This is a genomic window from Pseudomonas ficuserectae, assembly GCF_024584585.1.
Classification (GTDB): domain Bacteria; phylum Pseudomonadota; class Gammaproteobacteria; order Pseudomonadales; family Pseudomonadaceae; genus Aquipseudomonas; species Aquipseudomonas amygdali.
In genome coordinates, this window is the sequence record NZ_CP085684.1 from 4,241,657 (window position 1) to 4,257,953 (window position 16,297).

At 59.4% G+C, this 16,297-nt stretch carries 14 protein-coding genes; 2 read left to right on the top strand and 12 right to left on the bottom strand.

Going from position 1 to position 16,297, the window contains the following annotated elements; translation table 11 throughout:
* Positions 1 to 31: 31 nt before the first annotated feature.
* From astD to acs, 11 genes are all read right to left on the bottom strand, one after another.
* Positions 32 to 1,501, bottom strand: a complete 1,470-nt coding sequence (gene astD / locus LJU29_RS18655) for a succinylglutamate-semialdehyde dehydrogenase (protein WP_257111042.1) — start codon at positions 1,499 to 1,501, stop codon at positions 32 to 34.
* A complete protein-coding gene (gene astA / locus LJU29_RS18660; RefSeq protein WP_004659722.1) occupies positions 1,498 to 2,523 on the bottom strand; it encodes an arginine N-succinyltransferase in 1,026 nt (341 codons plus the stop codon). Before astA ends, astD begins: the two co-directional genes overlap by 4 nt.
* A gap of 63 nt (positions 2,524 to 2,586) precedes the next feature.
* Complete coding sequence (gene aruF / locus LJU29_RS18665) at positions 2,587 to 3,618, bottom strand: arginine/ornithine succinyltransferase subunit alpha (protein ID WP_005754961.1); 1,032 nt, start codon at positions 3,616 to 3,618, stop codon at positions 2,587 to 2,589.
* A 133-nt stretch (positions 3,619 to 3,751) separates the two neighbouring features.
* A complete protein-coding gene (locus tag LJU29_RS18670; protein ID WP_005746294.1) occupies positions 3,752 to 4,969 on the bottom strand; it encodes an aspartate aminotransferase family protein in 1,218 nt (405 codons plus the stop codon).
* A 236-nt stretch (positions 4,970 to 5,205) separates the two neighbouring features.
* Positions 5,206 to 6,198, bottom strand: coding sequence for a transcriptional regulator ArgR (gene argR, locus LJU29_RS18675; RefSeq protein ID WP_004665895.1), 993 nt, complete (start codon positions 6,196 to 6,198; stop codon positions 5,206 to 5,208).
* Positions 6,199 to 6,333: 135 nt separating this feature from the next.
* A complete protein-coding gene (locus LJU29_RS18680; protein WP_005754964.1) occupies positions 6,334 to 7,098 on the bottom strand; it encodes an ABC transporter ATP-binding protein in 765 nt (254 codons plus the stop codon).
* 22 nt (positions 7,099 to 7,120) lie between these two features.
* A complete protein-coding gene (locus LJU29_RS18685; protein ID WP_057423713.1) occupies positions 7,121 to 8,233 on the bottom strand; it encodes a succinylglutamate desuccinylase/aspartoacylase family protein in 1,113 nt (370 codons plus the stop codon).
* A gap of 1 nt (position 8,234) precedes the next feature.
* On the bottom strand, positions 8,235 to 8,933 hold the full coding sequence (locus LJU29_RS18690; RefSeq protein ID WP_257111043.1) for an ABC transporter permease: 699 nt from the start codon (positions 8,931 to 8,933) through the stop codon (positions 8,235 to 8,237).
* Positions 8,930 to 9,619 (bottom strand): ABC transporter permease, encoded by a 690-nt coding sequence (locus LJU29_RS18695; protein ID WP_002554442.1) that lies wholly within the window; start codon positions 9,617 to 9,619, stop codon positions 8,930 to 8,932. The genes LJU29_RS18690 and LJU29_RS18695 overlap by 4 nt, the downstream gene beginning before the upstream one ends.
* A gap of 84 nt (positions 9,620 to 9,703) precedes the next feature.
* Entirely contained in the window at positions 9,704 to 10,480 is a 777-nt protein-coding gene (aotJ, locus tag LJU29_RS18700) for an L-arginine-binding protein AotJ (protein WP_005754971.1), read from the bottom strand.
* 529 nt (positions 10,481 to 11,009) lie between these two features.
* Complete coding sequence (gene acs, locus LJU29_RS18705) at positions 11,010 to 12,965, bottom strand: acetate--CoA ligase (protein WP_016981613.1); 1,956 nt, start codon at positions 12,963 to 12,965, stop codon at positions 11,010 to 11,012.
* 312 nt (positions 12,966 to 13,277) lie between these two features.
* On the opposite strand from acs, the gene LJU29_RS18710 reads away from it, so the two are divergent.
* A complete protein-coding gene (locus tag LJU29_RS18710) occupies positions 13,278 to 13,544 on the top strand; it encodes a DUF2790 domain-containing protein (RefSeq protein WP_002554445.1) in 267 nt (88 codons plus the stop codon).
* An 83-nt stretch (positions 13,545 to 13,627) separates the two neighbouring features.
* Here LJU29_RS18710 and LJU29_RS18715 read toward each other — a convergent pair whose 3' ends face one another.
* Positions 13,628 to 15,217: a sigma-54-dependent transcriptional regulator gene (locus tag LJU29_RS18715; RefSeq protein WP_257111044.1), complete on the bottom strand. Its 1,590-nt coding sequence runs from the start codon at positions 15,215 to 15,217 to the stop codon at positions 13,628 to 13,630.
* Between the two features lie 267 nt (positions 15,218 to 15,484).
* Here LJU29_RS18715 and phhA point away from each other — a divergent pair, with 267 nt between their 5' ends.
* A complete protein-coding gene (gene phhA / locus LJU29_RS18720; RefSeq protein ID WP_257111045.1) occupies positions 15,485 to 16,282 on the top strand; it encodes a phenylalanine 4-monooxygenase in 798 nt (265 codons plus the stop codon).
* Positions 16,283 to 16,297: the final 15 nt, after the last annotated feature.

The window sequence follows — 16,297 nt, forward strand, 5'->3', positions numbered from 1 at the left end:
TCTGTTTTTATAAGCAATCGTGCGCACCCTGTCAGCTCAGCCTGATGCCGGGGGTCAGTGTCGACGGCAGGGTCAGGCTGCCCGCCTCCAGCGAAGCCACCGGATAGGCGCAATAGTCGGCTGCGTAATAGGCGCTGGCACGGTGGTTGCCCGAGGCGCCGACCCCGCCGAACGGTGCGCTGCTGGCGGCGCCGGTCAGCTGTTTGTTCCAGTTGACGATCCCGGCGCGGCTGTGCAGCCAGAACTGCTGATAGCGTGCTTCGGAGTCCGAGAGCAAGCCTGCCGCCAGGCCATAGCGGGTGGCGTTGGCTTCGGCAATGGCGGCGTCGAAACCGGCGTAGCGGATAACCTGCAACAGCGGGCCGAACAGCTCTTCGTCAGGCCGCTCGGCGACCGCGCTGACATCGATAATGCCCGGCGTCAGCAGCGCTGCTCCGGGCTGCGGCTGACGCATTTCCAGCAAGGTCACTGCGCCGTTGGCGAGCAGGTTGCGCTGCGCGTCGAGCAAGGCGTGTGCGGCCTCCAGTGAAATGACCGAGCCCATGAACGGAGACGGCTGCTGATCGAACGCCCCCACCTCGATAGTCGCGCTGACGGCAACCAGCCGCGCCAGCAAGGCATCGCCCCAGTCGCCCTGGGGCACCAACAGGCGACGCGCGCACGTGCAGCGCTGGCCTGCAGAAATGAACGCCGACTGAATGATGGTGTAAACCGCTGCGTCGATGTCCTGAACCTGATCAACGATCAGTGGATTGTTACCGCCCATTTCCAACGCGAGAATTTTGTCGGGACGCCCGGCGAACTGTTGGTGCAGCGCATCACCGGTGCGGCTTGAGCCGGTGAAGAACAGCCCGTCGATGCCTGGGTTGGCAGCCAGTGCGATACCGGTTTCGCGCCCGCCTTGCAGCAGGTTGAGAACACCGGCAGGCAACCCGGCTTCGATCCAGCACTTGACGGTCAGTTCGGCGACTTTCGGCGTCAGTTCGCTGGGCTTGAACACTACCGTATTGCCCGCCAGCAAGGCCGGAACGATGTGCCCGTTAGGCAGATGACCAGGAAAGTTGTACGGCCCGAACACCGCGACCACGCCATGTGGCTTATGACGCAATACTGCCGTGGCGTCGCCTAGCGGCCCGCTCTTTTCGCCGGTTCGTTCGCGATAGCTCTGCACCGAGATGGCAATCTTGTTGACCATGCTGGTTACTTCGGTCGCTGACTCCCACAAAGGCTTGCCGGTTTCTTCACCGATGCAATGCGCCAGTTCATCAGCGCGGCCCTTGAGGCTGGCAGCAAAGGCCTCCAGCACAGCAATGCGCTGATCCAGAGAGCGCTGCGCCCAGCCGGGAAATGCCTGACGCGCAGCCTGCACAGCGTAATCGACTTGTTCTGCTGTAGCGCTTTGCCCGGACCACAAAGTTTGCTGGCTCACCGGGTTCAAAGAATGGAACAGCTCGCCCTGCCCGGCCCGCCATGCACCTGCAATGTAGAGGGTACTCATCAAACGCCCTCCCGCGCCGCTGACAAAGGCACGGCGCGCACGTTGTCGCCTGCACTCATGCGCAGCCGCTTGGCGGTTTGTGGCGCAACCACCAGCGTGCCAGCGGCGAAACGCGCAGCGCCTACCGTAATGCGGCAGTCTTCACGCTTGCGGTTGTAAATCAGAAACTGTGGCGCATCGTCACCTGGCGTGCCGATGGCCAGTACCAGCGCCTGGCTGTCCTTGATTGCGCGAATCTTGCCGGTCTCGCACTCGATGGCAGGTCCCGCATCGAAGATGTCGACGTAACCCTGATACGAGAACCCTTCGCCCTTGAGCATGGTCAGCGCAGGCTCGGTGTCGGCATGCACGCGGCCGATCACATTGCGTGCGTCTTCGGAAAGAAAGCAGCTATAAAGCGGAAATTTGGGCATCAGCTCGGCAATGAACGCCTTGTTGCCAACGCCGGTCAGGTAATCGGCCTGGCTGAATTCCATCTTGAAGAAATGCCGTCCCAGACTTTCCCAGAACGGCGACCGGCCATTCTCGTCGGACATGCCACGCATCTCGGCAATGATCTTGTTACCGAACAGTTTCGGAAATTCGGCGATGAACAGCATGCGCGCCTTGGACAGCAGGCGGCCATTGAGGCCATTGCGTGAATCGCTGTGCAGGAACAGCGAGCACAGCTCGGAATTGCCGGTCAGATCGTTGGCCAGGAACAGGGTCGGGATTTCCCGGTAGATGTTCAGTTCCTGCGAAGCACTGACCGTAAGGCCGACCCGGTAGTTGTACCAGGGCTCACGCAGGCCGACCGCCCCGGCGATGGCAGAAATGCCGACCACCCGGCCATCGTCATCTTCAAGCACGAACAGATAGTCGGCATCGCCACGCTCGGCTTCTCCGCGAAAGGTCTTTTCAGCCCAGCCTACCCGGTGCGCGAGACGCTGCTCATTGGCGGGCAGTGTCGTCAGACCGGCACCGGTGCTGCGCGCCAGCTCGATCAGCGCAGGCAGGTCACTGCTGCGTACAGGACGAACGATCATGTTATCTCCTCAGCGGCTCATCGAGAGCCTTGAAACTCGCTAATCGGCTATCGAACGTCTGGCTCAGACCGCGACGATCCGCACACTGGCACCTTCACCAACGCCCAGTGCGTCGGCGGCCTGCAGGCTCAGAACCACCGGTCTGCCAGGTGCCCAGTCCAGTTCCAAGAGCACCGCGCGGTAATCCTGCAACAGGCCGTTGGCAACCAGATAAAGACGCCCGCCTGTGCCGACATCGCTGCTTTGCGCGGTTTCGACCTTGACCGGCACCAGACGGCTCTGCGCGATGGACCGGATTCCGGATACCTTGGCATGCAGGGTCGGGCCACCGTCGAAGATGTCGATGTAATGGTCGGTTTCAAAGCCTTCGCGCATCAGGATGTCGAAGGTGATCTGCGCACGCGGATGCACCTGGCCCATGGCCTCCTGCGCAGCGTCAGGCAGCAATGGCACGTAGATCGGGTAATGCGGCATCAGCTCGGCGAGGAAGGTCCGGCTTTTCAGCCCGCACAGGCGCTCGGCAGCGGCGTAGTTGAGATCGAAGAAGTTGCGCCCAATGGCATCCCAGAACGGCGAATCTCCCTGTTCGTCGCTGTAACCGACGATCTCGGTGACCACTGAATCGGCAAAGCGCTCGGGGTGACTGGCAACAAACAGCAGGCGGCCGCGAGAGTTGAGCTCCGACCAAGCAGTGCCAACCATTTCCGGGACCACGTAGAAACTGGTCAGCAGGCTGTTACCGGTCAGGTCGTGACACTGGGACAGAACATGGATCTTGTTATGGATCTTCAGTTCGCGGGAAGCATGCACGAAGGTTTCGTTGCGAAAACTGTAAAACGGCTCGGAGTAGCCCGCCGAAGCAACAATGCCCGAGCAGCCCACCAGCTTGCCGCTTTCGCTGTCTTCGAGCACGAAGAAGTAGGTTTCTTCGCCGTTGAAGCTGACCTCGGCGGCGAATGATGCCTCCGACGAGCCGATCTTGTCGGTCAGGCGGCCAGCATCGTCGGGCAAGGACGTGACACCGATAGGGCTGTCGGCAGCGAGGCGTTGAACCTCGGCCAGATCAGCCATTTGCGCAGGGCGCATCACCAGCATGGTGCCACTCCTTGTAGATCGACCGGCATTTACGACCGGCATTGGTAAAAGCACCACACGGCATCATGCCGCACAGCACAGGAAAATGTCCGGTGTTTGCCGATCAGGCAGACACCGGGATAAAGCGGATGAATCAGGACGTCAGCTTGGCGATGGCACGCTCGAAGCGGTTCAGGCCTTCTTCGATGTCTGCGTCTTCAATCACCAGGCTCGGCGCGAAACGGATCACGTCGGGACCGGCCTGTAGAATCATCAGATCCTGGGCTTCAGCGGCGTTGAAAATGTCCTTGGCCTTGCCTTTCCAGGCGTCGGACAGCACGCAGCCGATCAACAGGCCCAGGCCGCGCACTTCGGTGAACACGCCATATTGCTGGCCGATGCTCTCCAGGCGGGTCTTGAATTGCTGATGCTTGCGCTGCACGCCAGCCAGCACTTCAGGCGTATTGACGACATCAATCACCGCTTCACCGACCGCGCAGGCCAGCGGGTTGCCGCCATACGTGGTGCCGTGAACGCCGACCGCAAAGTGTTTGGCAAGTTTTTCAGTGGTCAGCATGGCCGCCAGGGGGAAGCCGCCACCGATGCTTTTAGCGCTGGAAAGGATGTCCGGGGTCACGCCGTAATGCATGTAGGCGAACAGATGGCCGCTACGGCCCATGCCGCTCTGCACTTCATCGAATACCAGCAACGCGTTGTGCTCGTCACACAGCTTGCGCGCGCCTTGCAGGTATTCCAGCTGGCCCGGCAACACGCCGCCTTCGCCTTGAATCGGCTCCAGCACCACAGCGCAGGTCTTGTCGGTAACAGCCGCTTTCAACGCTTCAAGGTCGTTATACGGCACGTGGCTGATGCCGGTGATTTTCGGCCCGAAACCATCGGAGTATTTCGGCTGGCCACCGACGCTGACAGTGAACAGGGTACGGCCATGAAAACTGTTTACCGCCGAAATTATTTCGTATTTTTCAGGACCGTGCAGGTCGTGCGCCACTCGGCGCGCCAGCTTGAAGGCCGCCTCGTTGGCTTCAGCGCCCGAGTTACAGAAGAACACGCGCTCGGCGAACGTCGCATCCACCAGCTTTTTAGCCAGACGCAGGGTTGGCTCGTTGGTGAATACGTTGGACACATGCCAGAGATTATTGGCCTGCTCGGTCAAGGCACCGACCAGCGCCGGATGGCAGTGGCCCAATACGTTGACGGCGATCCCGCCCGAGAAATCCACCAGTTCGCGTCCCGCCTGATCCCAGACCCGGGAGCCCGCACCGCGCACGGGAATGAACCCGGCCGGGGCGTAATTGGGGACCATTACCTGGTCGAAATCGGCGCGTTGCACCGCAGCATGCTCAACGGACATAGGAGTCTCCTGATGAGGAACGCCTGCCTGAAACTGGCGAGCGATGGGAAGATTGTAAGGACTGAATTGTGTTCGGCCTTGCCGCCAGGCGACAACTTGTTACAGCGCAAAACCGGGTTTTTTCAAGGTTTTCGGCAATGCGACATATTGCGTCACAAAGGCGCAGTTTAAACGGATTGAGGCCGGCCTGTCTGGACCAGAGCTGTCGCGGCAGCACTTCTATCGCGACAAGACAATCAACCGCGCTCGGCAGGCACCGGCGAAAGTTCGAACGGGCTGCTGCTGCGTCGCTGGTTGCGGTCTTCACGCGGCGTGGCGCCGAAGAAGTTGCGGTAGGCGCTGGAGAAGTGCGGACCCGAGGAAAAACCGCACGAAAGACCGATCTGAATGATCGACTTGCTGGTCTGCATCAACATCTGACGCGCCTTGTTCAGGCGCAGCTCCAGGTAATACTGACTGGGTACACGGTTGAGGTACTGCTTGAAGATTCGCTCCAGCTGACGGCGCGACACACACACGTGCTGGGCGATTTCGTCAGTGGTCAACGGCTCTTCGATGTTGGCTTCCATCAACAGTACAGCCTGGGTCAGCTTTGGATGGCTGGAGCCCAGACGGTTCTGCAACGGAATGCGCTGACGCTCGCCGCCTTCGCGAATGCGTTCGACCACCAGCTCTTCGGAAACCGCCCCGGCCAGTTCCGCACCGTGATCGCGAGACAGCACCGCCAGCAGCAGGTCGAGCACCGACATGCCACCGCAGGCGGTCAGACGATCCCGGTCCCAGTCGAACAAATGGCTGGTGGCGATGACTTTGGGGAAGCGTTCGGCGAAGTCGTCCTGCCAGCGCCAGTGCACGGCAGCGCGATAGCCGTCCAGCAGGCCCAGTTGCGCGAGCGGATAAACGCCCGCCGACAGCCCGCCAATCGAACAGCCGGCACGCACCAGTTGCTTGAGCGCGCTGCCCAGCGCCGGGGCCACGGCTGCCGGAGGCTCATCAGCGAGCAGAAACAGCTTCTGAAAACCGTCCAGTCGCCCGGTCCAGGGCTCGCCCGGCAATTGCCAGGCTCCGGCAACCGCTGTCGGCTCCCCTGCCTCGGCCTGTAGAAACGACAATTCGTAGACCACTTCAGGATGAACGCGCTGAGCGACACGCAAGGCTTCCTCGGCAAGTGCCAGAGTCAGGGCTTTGGTGCCAGGCCAGACGAGAAAACCTATTCGATGGGCAGTCATTGGGACATCCGATACGTATTGCCGCAAAAGCCGAGCCTCAGAAGATGGCTCGATCTGGAACATCCAGGTCATGTCGCGCGTCGCGCAGCATGCCCTGTTCTGCCGTAAAAAGGCATCGCCATGCGATGCCGATCGTCACTTGAGGCTGCCTGACAGGAACTGCTGCAGACGCTCGGTCTGCGGGTTGGCCAGTACCTCGCGCGGGTCACCACGCTCCAGAACCACACCCTGGTGCAGGAAAACCAGCTGGTTGGAGACTTCCCGGGCAAAGCCCATTTCGTGAGTCACCACCACCATGGTCCGGCCTTCCTGAGCCAGCCCCTGCATGACCTTGAGCACATCGCCAACCAGTTCAGGGTCGAGCGCCGAGGTAGGCTCGTCGAACAGCATCACTTCAGGCTCCATCGCCAGCGCGCGGGCAATGGCCACACGCTGCTGCTCGCCACCGGACATGTGTCCTGGATAAGCGTCCTTACGATGGGACACGCCGACCTTGGCCAGGTAGTGCTCGGCTTTTTCCAGCGCTTCCTTTTTCGACACGCCCAGAACATGAACCGGCGCTTCGATGATGTTCTGCAGCGCCGTCATGTGCGACCACAGGTTGAAGTGCTGGAACACCATCGACAGACGTGAGCGCATGCGCTGCAACTGTCTGGCGTCGGCAGCTTTCAGACCGCCGTCCTTGTTCGGCACCAGCTTCAACTCTTCGTTGTTGAGCAGGATCTTGCCGGCATGGGGCTGTTCGAGCAGGTTGGTGCAGCGCAGAAAGGTGCTTTTGCCCGAGCCGCTGGAGCCGATGATGCTGATGACATCGCCAGCTTTGGCGGTCAGGGACACGCCCTTGATCACTTCGTGACTGCCATAGCGCTTGTGCAGGTCCTGCACTTCCAGTTTGTTCATGCTTTGGGTTCCCACAGAACGGTCAATCACTGAGCAGACGTCCATGACGCAGCGCGGTGCGCCCCGCCACTTTGGCCAGCCAGAAACCTGGTTGAGCGTAACGAAGCCGCTCGATGGCAAACAGCACCCCGGCAGTATTCGCACAAATGGTACTGACCTGATCGGACAGCGGGTCGATGACTTCGAACAGCGCATCGCCGATTTCGACTTTATCGCCTGCGGCACGCAGGAATGTCACCACGCCAGGATGCGGCGCATAGAGCAATTCGGTACCTTCGAATGGCAGACCTTCGCAGGCTTGATGTGCCGGCTGCGGCCAGTCACCGCCGATAAAACCCTGTTCGGCCAGAAACGCCAGAATGCCTTCGGCGTGCGCTTGCGCCTGAGGCTTGCCGGTGTCGGCCTGACCACCCAGCTCGATAGTGGTCGCCAGACACGCCAGCGGGATCTGCGCCTGCGGGAAGGTCCGTGACAGACGCAACCACGGCAGCGAACAGGCTTCATCGAAGGAACTGCCACCGGAATCCTCGGCCAGCAGTGCCACCTGAATATTCAGGTGCGCCGACAGCGAGCGCCATTGCGGCCAGTGCTGTGGCAAGGCATACATGTGCAGCGCGGCATCGGCATCGCAATGCAGATCAAGCACCACATCAGCGATGCAGGCATGCTTGAGCAGGATGCGCTGCATACCTTGCAACTCCGATTGCGCGGCAGGCAAGCCTTCAAGTGCGGTCATCATCGCCTGACGAATCAATTGGGTATTGGCGCGCGGGTCATCGCCCAACTGGCCTTCCAGCAAATCGGCGACCGGCTCGCTCAGCTCGGTGAAGTCACGGTTGAAATTCTTGCCGCTGCCGAACTCGAAACGCCCCTGGTGCGCACCTTGCAGCAACTGCCCCAGCCCCAGCGGGTTGGCCACCGGCACCAGCTCGACGACGCCCTTGAGCACGCCTTGCTGTTCCAGCTCGGTCAGGCGTTTCTTCAACTCCCAGGCGGTGCGCATGCCGGGCAGTTCGTCTGCGTGCAGACTGGCCTGAATGTAGGCTTTTCGCTCGCCAGTACCGAAGCGAAAGACACTCAGCGTGCGTTCGGTGCCGAGGGTGCTCCACGGCAATACATGATCGATTCTTTGCATTTCAGACCTTCCGTGGGGCCAGATAGCCCAGCCAGCGGCGTTCGGCAATTTTGAACAGCCGCACCAGAATGAATGTCAGGCACAGATAGAAAACGCCTGCGGTAACGTAAGCTTCGAACGGCAGGTAGAACTGCGCGTTGACCGTGCGGGCAGCGCCGGTGATGTCGATCAGGGTCACGATGGAGGCCAGACTGGTCGTCTGCAGCATCATGATGACCTCGTTGCTGTACTGCGGCAGCGCCCGGCGCAAGGCCGACGGCAGCAGAATGCGCCGATACATTTTGGCCTTCGACATGCCCATGGCCCGCGCAGCCTCGATTTCACCGGCCGGCGTGGCCTTGAGGCTGCCGGCAATGATCTCGGCTGTATAGGCGCTGGTATTGATAGTGAACGCCAGACAGGCACAGAACGTAGCACTGGACAGCCAAGGCCATAAAAAGCTTTCGCGCGCCGCGTCGAACTGGGCCAGCCCGTAATAGATCAGGAACAGCTGGACCAGCATCGGCGTGCCGCGGATCACATAGGTGTACAGCCAGGCCGGCATATTGACCCAAGGGTTTTTCGAGACCCGCATCAGGCCCAGCGGCAACGCCGCGAGCAGCCCAAACGCGAGGGAAATCGCCAGCAGTTTCAGGGTGGTCAGCAAACCGCCGAAGTACAGCGGCAGGCTGTCCCAGATCACGTTGTAGTCAAAGATCATAGGTCAGCCGCCCTCACGCCTACCGAGTAGCGTTTTTCGAGGTAACGCAAGGCGAGCAGCGACACGCTGGTGATCACCAGGTACATCGCCGCAACCGCCAGAAAGAAGGTGAAAGGCTCGCGGGTGGCATCGGCCGCCTGCTTGGCCTTGAACATCATGTCCTGCAGTCCGACCACGGAAATCAGTGCAGTGGCCTTGGTCAAGACCAGCCAGTTATTGGTGAAACCGGGGATCGCCAGACGAATCATCTGCGGCACCAGAATGCGGAAGAACACCTTGCCGCTGCTCAGGCCATACGCCATGCCTGCTTCGGCCTGCCCCTTGGGGATGGCCATGAACGCACCGCGAAAGGTTTCCGAGAGATAGGCACCAAAAATGAAGCCCAGAGTGCAGATCCCAGCCAGCAAGGGGTCAAGATCGATGTAGTCATCAAAACCCAGCAGCGGCGCAACGCGGTTAAGCAGGTCCTGACCGCCGTAGAAAATCAGCAATATCAGGACCAGATCGGGAATGCCGCGAATTACCGTGCTGTACAGATCGCCCAGCCAGGCAATCCAGCGTACCGGCGACAGACGAAGCGCCACGCCGATCAGACCGAGAACGATCGCCAGAGCCATCGACGACAGGGCCAGCTGCAACGTCAGCCAGGCACCTTCGAGGATGACAGCTCCGTAACCTTTCAACATGATGTGCGGTCCTCAAGCGTGGAATAAAAATGGCGCAAGCCAGGCAATTCTGTTTGCGCCATTGATCAGGATCGGTATGACGACTTACTTGCCGTAGATATCGAAGTCGAAATATTTGTCCTGAATCGCTTTGTACTTGCCGTTGGCACGGATGGCTGCAATGGCGGCATTCAGGCGCTCAAGGTTGGCCTTGTCACCCTTGCGCACGGCGATGCCGATGCCGTCACCGAAGTATTTCGGGTCGGTAAACGATGGACCTGTGAACGCGTAACCCTTGCCTGCGTCGGTCTTCAGGAAACCGTCCTGCAGCAGGGTGGCGTCGGCGATGGTGCCGTCCAGACGACCCGCACCGATGTCCAGGTAGATTTCGTTCTGCGAACCGTACGGCGTCACTTCCACACCTTTGGGAGCAAGAACTTCACGGGCGAAACGCTCATGGATCGAACCGCGCTGCATGCCGATTTTCTTGCCCTTGAGTTCCGCCAGGCTGTCGCTGATCACGGTGCCGTCTTTCATGACCAGACGGGCCGGGGAATTGTAGTACTTACCGGTAAAATCCACAGACTTCTTGCGGTCGTCGGTGATCGACATGGAAGAAAGGATCGCGTCGATCTTGCGCACTTTCAGCGCCGGGATAAGACCGTCGAATTCCTGCTCGACCCAGGTGCACTTGACCTTCATTTCTTCACACAGCGCATTGCCGATGTCGTAGTCAAAACCGACGATGCTGCCATCCGGAGCCTTGGAAGCGAACGGAGGGTAAGCCGCTTCGATGCCGATTTTCAGCGGTTTTTCATCAGCGAAGATCGGCTGGGCGAGCACGGACAACGCCATCGCGCCAATAAGCATGAGCTTCTTCATTTCCAGGACTCCATCGGTAAAGCACGACAAGTGGCAAAGTGAGCAAGCGCCCAATGTGCGAAAGGACAATCTCGGGGGAGAGCGACGCCGGGGGCGTGACACCGCATTGGTGGCTCACGGACCTTCGGCGAATGACGGGCATTTTAACGACAGGCTCGAAGTCGATATTTCTTCAATGCGACAACTAGTTACAGATGCACCGAAAAACCCACTACTAGCTATTGACGAAGCATATTTCTGCTGATCCAGCACAGCCAGCTAAACCTGTCATAACAGCAAAAAGCGCGCCCATTATTGGCAAACCCTTCTAATCCGGCAAGCCCAGCGTTCCATATGGCGGATGAAACGCCCTGATGCGTCGCAGCTTCCTACAAGAAAGCCAGAGAACGTCCCACAATGAAGCACCGTCCGACAACGCCGTGTAAACCCGTAACAAACCGATATATATCTCGTTTCCGATACCGGGCCGCACAAACAAAAGCGCCCCGCCCGGCGTTAACCGGACGAGGCGCGCTCAGTCAATGAGCGGTCAGGCAGCGTTCATGGTCTTGTGCGTGTCAATCAGGTGCTGCACCACACCCGGATCGGCCAGCGTCGAGATGTCACCCAGCGCATCGTACTCAGCGGTGGCAATCTTGCGCAGGATACGGCGCATGATCTTGCCCGAACGGGTCTTCGGCAATCCAGGCGCCCACTGGATGAAATCAGGCGAAGCAATCGGGCCGATCTCCTTGCGCACCCAGTTGCGCAACTCAGTGCGCAGAGCATCGCTCGGTTCTTCACCACCGTTGAGGGTGACGTAGACGTAGATGCCCTGCCCTTTCAAGTCATGCGGCACACCGACCACTGCGGCTTCGGCGACTTTCGGGTGCGCAACCATCGCGCTTTCGATCTCGGCGGTGCCCATGCGGTGTCCGGAAACGTTGAGCACATCGTCTACGCGCCCGGTGATCCAGTAATAGCCGTCCTCATCGCGACGGGCACCGTCACCGGTGAAGTACATGCCACGGAAGGTCTTGAAGTAGGTGTCGACGAAACGGTCGTGATCGCCATACAGCGAGCGTGACTGACCCGGCCAGGAATCGAGAATAACCAGATTGCCTTCCGCCGCGCCCTCAATGAGGTTGCCCAGGTTGTCCACCAGCGCCGGAATCACGCCGAAGAACGGACGTGTCGCCGAGCCAGGCTTCAGCGCTGTTGCGCCTGGCAGCGGGCTGATCAGAATGCCACCGGTTTCGGTCTGCCACCAGGTATCGACAATCGGGCAGTTCTGTTTGCCAACGGTGTTGTAGTACCAGCCCCAGGCTTCAGGGTTGATCGGCTCGCCCACCGAACCCAACAGACGCAGACTGGACCCGTCGGCACCTTCAACGGACTTGGCGCCCTCGGCCATCATGGCGCGGATCGCGGTCGGCGCGGTGTAGAGGATATTGACCTTGTGCTTGTCGATGATTTTCGACACACGCGTGATGTCCGGGTAGTTCGGCACACCTTCAAACAGCAGCGTGGTTGCACCATTGGCCAAGGGGCCATAGACAATGTAGCTGTGCCCGGTGACCCAGCCGACGTCCGCGGTGCACCAGTAGATTTCGCCCGGCTTGTAGTCAAACACACGCTCGTGGGTCAGCGCCGCATAAAGCAGATAACCTGCGGTGGTGTGCAACACACCCTTGGGTTTGCCGGTCGAGCCAGAAGTGTAGAGGATGAACAGCGACTCTTCGGCCCCCATCTCTTTTGGCGCGCAGGTGCTGGAGGCCACTTCCAGAAGCGAGTGGTACCAGATGTCACGATGACGGTTCCACTCGATTTCGCCACCGGTACGTTTGCAGACGATGACCTTCTGCACGCTGCTGGTTTCCGGATTGGTCAGTGCACGGTCGACATTCGCCTTGAGCGCAGTCTTCTTGCCACCGCGCAGGCCTTCATCCGCAGTAATGACAACTTTGGAGCTGCAATCGATGATCCGGCCAGCCAGTGCTTCCGGCGAGAAACCGCCGAATACCACCGAGTGAATCGCACCGATCCGGGCGCACGCCAGCATGGCGACCACAGCCTCGGGGATCATCGGCATATAGATAGTGACGACGTCACCACGGTGCACGTCCTGGCCGCGCAGTGCGTTGGCAAACTTGCAGACTTCGGCGTGTAGCTCGCGGTAGGTGATTTCACGGTGCTCGGAAGGGTCATCGCCTTCCCAGATGATCGCAATCGTGTCGCCGCGCTCTGCCAGATGGCGATCCAAGCAGTTATAGGCAACGTTCAGCGTACCGTCGGCGAACCATTTGATATCGACCCGATGGTCGTCGAACGAGGTTTGCTTGACCACACTGAAAGGTTTGATCCAGTCGAGGCGCTGAGCCTGTTCACGCCAGAAACCATCAGGGTTGACCACCGACTGCTGGTACATGGCCTTGTAGGTCGCTTCATCCGTCAGCGTAGTCGCTGCGACTTCTGGGCGGACGGGGTACAGGGAAGCTGCACTCATCTTGGTTACCTCGGTGGATAGTTGTTGTTTTATGCACCCGTTGTATCCCGCCCCACCCGGTGGGGCCATTCGACGTTGGTATTACCGGGCAACGCCGGAGCCTCAGGCGGCCTCCGGATTATTACCGTTTTGATGAAAGCGCTTATCCAAAGTCTTTATATATGTCGTCTTGCAACAGGCCTAGAATTCATCTCGCCAACACGGCAACTATCAGCTGCCCCCACGCAGCCCGCTTCTAGATATCAAACAGAGTTCGCACATGACGCTAAAAGCGTGATGCGCACGCGCTCACTTTCAAAAAGGTAAAACACAATGAAAGCTTTATTAGTGACATTGGCACTGTGCGGTGTCAGCAGCTTCGCCATGGCCGAAGAATCGCAGACTAAAGTTGCTGCCCAGCAAGCCCGTGTCGAGCAATACACGTATGGCACTCATCTGGATATCGCCCGGGTTATTTCCATCAGCCAGATCCCCAATGTCTGCGAAGTGGTCCCGGCGCGCATGGTCTATGAAGACTCGCAAGGCGCAAGGCACACCATGAGCTACCAGGTGATGGGCAACGGCTGCAGTAACGGTTGATGCTTTTCGCTATTGCGACCCGTGCTCGACGCCTCGCAGATATTGATTGCGGGGCGTATACACGAGCGTTGATTGCCGGGCGGTCAATCAGCGGATTGTTGATCGGCTGCGTGCCGGCCTGACTCACGCCCCAACTCATAGCCACGCAACTTGTTGGCAATGGTTGTATGTGACACCCCCAGGCGTTTGCCCAATTGGCGACTGCTGGGATATTGCGCATATAAATGTTCCAGCACCGATTTTTCGAAACGCCCGATAATAGCGTCCAGCCCCCCTTCCAGAGACACGTCACTCAGCCCTGGCCGCACACCGTAATCCGGCAAACGAATATGCTCGGCCTGCACCTTGCTGCCGTCACACAGCGATACAGCCTGAAACAATACATTTTCCAATTGCCTTACATTGCCGGGCCAGTGGTACTGATTCAGGCGCTTGATGGCACCCGGCGCAATGCCTGGTAACGGGCAGCCGATCTGGCGGCTGGCGTGATCCAGAAAGTGCTCCACCAGCGGCTCAAGACCGTCCAGGCAATCGCGCAACGGCGGTATGTGCAGCGACAGCACATTGAGGCGATGATAAAGGTCCTGCCTGAAGACCCCTTGGGCGCATAGCTCCGACAGGTCGACCTGGGTCGAACACATCACACGCACATCGAGAAACATGTCCTCGTCGCTGCCGACCCGGCGAAAGCTGCCGTCCTGAATGAAACGCAGCAGCTTGGCCTGCATTCGCGCACTCAGCTCACCCACACCATCAAGGAACAGCGTGCCGCCTGCTGTCAGCTCCAGCAACCCGAGCCGGCCTTCCGCTCGCGCGCCCTCGAACGCACCCGGGTCGTAGCCGAACAGCTCAATCTCGGCCATGGACTCCGACAGCCCGGCACAGTTGAGCGCCATCAGCGGTGACTGGCCACGAGGGCTGGCCAGGTGACAGGCACGGGCGAGCAATTCCTTGCCGGTGCCGGTTTCGCCCTCGATCAGCAGCGGCGCATCCAGTGGTGCCATGCGCCGCGCCTCGCGGACCACCGCAGCCATGACCTTCGAACTCTGAAAGATGCTGTCAAAGCCGCGTAACTCCTGTTTGCGCACATGGTAGATGCGCTCACCAACCCGATCAGCGCGGTGCAGGGTCAGTACGGCCCCGGCCATGGCTTCGCTGTCATCGTGCTCCGATTGCAACGGGGCGATATCAGCGAGAAACACATCGCCGCGCACCTTGACCCGCAGACCATTGATCCGCGACTGGCTGGCCCGCACCAGCTCAGGCAGGTCGAAATCCTCGGCATAGCGCGACAGCGGCATCCCCGGCACTTCATCGACCCGCACGCCCAGCAACTGCGCGGCTGCACGATTGGCTGCGACGATTGCACCGGCCATGTCGATGGACAGCACAGGGAACTCCAGCGCACCGAGCAAGGCGTTGAGCTCCATGTGCCGACGCTCGCTGGGCATCAGCCCGACACGCTTGACGCCGAATACACCGGTGATCGCCTCAAACTTCGGGCGCAGGGCCTGAAACTGCAGATTGATCAGGTTCGGGCAATGCAGATAGATAGCGTCGCCATGCTCGCCCCCCACTTCACCACGCGCCACGTTGACGCCGTAGGCCACCAACAGATCGAGAATGTCGCGAAGAATGCCGATCCGGTTCTGGCAATGCACCTTGATGCGCATGATTCATTCGCCCCTGTGAGCGTGGTTTTTTAGAGAGTGGCAAAGTTTTCCGTCAACAATACGTTACAGAGGCACGCTTCGCGAGAGAGCAATCTGCTGAATTCATGGTCCACGGGAACCACACGTAAAGTTTTCGTTACGAATTTGGGCAACAAGATGGGAGCGCGACGGCTTTCACAGGCAGACCCATCGTCGAAAGCGGGTTATTCCTGCAGGCAGGCTTTTACAAAAATACGTTTACAAGAGCAGCCTTTCGAGGACATCAGCATGGCCCAGACGCTTTACGTGGCACGCGAGCCGGACGCTTCGGGTTTCATTGATTACACAGCAGCCGAACATGCGGTATGGAACACCCTGATTACCCGGCAGATGACGATTATTGAAGGCCGAGCCTGCCAGGAGTATCTGTACGGTATCGAGCAACTGGGCCTGCTCCATGACCGTATTCCGCAGCTGGGTGAAATCAACAAGGTGCTGGGTGCAACCACCGGCTGGCAGGTTGAGCGAGTGCCAGCGCTGATCCCGTTCCAGACGTTCTTTGAACTGCTGGCCAGCAAGCGCTTCCCGGTGGCGACGTTTATTCGCACCGAGGAAGAACTGGATTATCTTCAGGAGCCGGACATCTTTCACGAAATCTTTGGTCACTGCCCGCTGCTGACCAATCCTTGGTTTGCCGAATTTACTCATACCTACGGCAAACTCGGCCTGAGCGCGAGCAAGGAACAACGTGTGTATCTGGCCCGGCTGTACTGGATGACCATCGAATTTGGTCTGGTCGACACACCACAGGGGCGCAAAATCTACGGCGGCGGTATTCTTTCTTCGCCCAAGGAAGCGGTGTACAGCCTGTCGCCGGCTCCCGAACACCAGCTATTCGACCCGCTTGAAGCGATGCGCACGCCGTACCGCATCGACATTCTGCAACCGCTGTATTTTGTTCTGCCAAGCCTCAAGCACCTGTTCGACCTGGCGCAGGAAGACATCATGGCGCTGGTAGAACAGGGCATGCAGTTGGGCTTGCACGCTCCCAAATTTCCACCTAAAACCAAAAGCCACGCCGCCTGACCCTCGGCCAGGTAT

Excerpts from the sequence above, each read along its gene's own strand:
- astA (WP_004659722.1), bottom strand. The coding sequence starts at position 2,523 with ATGATCGTTCGTCCTGTACGCAGCAGTGACCTGCCTGCGCTGATCGAG.
- aruF (WP_005754961.1), bottom strand. The coding sequence starts at position 3,618 with ATGCTGGTGATGCGCCCTGCGCAAATGGCTGATCTGGCCGAGGTTCAA.
- LJU29_RS18670 (WP_005746294.1), bottom strand. The coding sequence starts at position 4,969 with ATGTCCGTTGAGCATGCTGCGGTGCAACGCGCCGATTTCGACCAGGTA.
- argR (WP_004665895.1), bottom strand. The coding sequence starts at position 6,198 with ATGACTGCCCATCGAATAGGTTTTCTCGTCTGGCCTGGCACCAAAGCC.
- LJU29_RS18680 (WP_005754964.1), bottom strand. The coding sequence starts at position 7,098 with ATGAACAAACTGGAAGTGCAGGACCTGCACAAGCGCTATGGCAGTCAC.
- LJU29_RS18685 (WP_057423713.1), bottom strand. The coding sequence starts at position 8,233 with ATGCAAAGAATCGATCATGTATTGCCGTGGAGCACCCTCGGCACCGAA.
- LJU29_RS18690 (WP_257111043.1), bottom strand. The coding sequence starts at position 8,933 with ATGATCTTTGACTACAACGTGATCTGGGACAGCCTGCCGCTGTACTTC.
- LJU29_RS18695 (WP_002554442.1), bottom strand. The coding sequence starts at position 9,619 with ATGTTGAAAGGTTACGGAGCTGTCATCCTCGAAGGTGCCTGGCTGACG.
- aotJ (WP_005754971.1), bottom strand. The coding sequence starts at position 10,480 with ATGAAGAAGCTCATGCTTATTGGCGCGATGGCGTTGTCCGTGCTCGCC.
- acs (WP_016981613.1), bottom strand. The coding sequence starts at position 12,965 with ATGAGTGCAGCTTCCCTGTACCCCGTCCGCCCAGAAGTCGCAGCGACT.
- LJU29_RS18710 (WP_002554445.1), top strand. The coding sequence starts at position 13,278 with ATGAAAGCTTTATTAGTGACATTGGCACTGTGCGGTGTCAGCAGCTTC.
- LJU29_RS18715 (WP_257111044.1), bottom strand. The coding sequence starts at position 15,217 with ATGCGCATCAAGGTGCATTGCCAGAACCGGATCGGCATTCTTCGCGAC.
- phhA (WP_257111045.1), top strand. The coding sequence starts at position 15,485 with ATGGCCCAGACGCTTTACGTGGCACGCGAGCCGGACGCTTCGGGTTTC.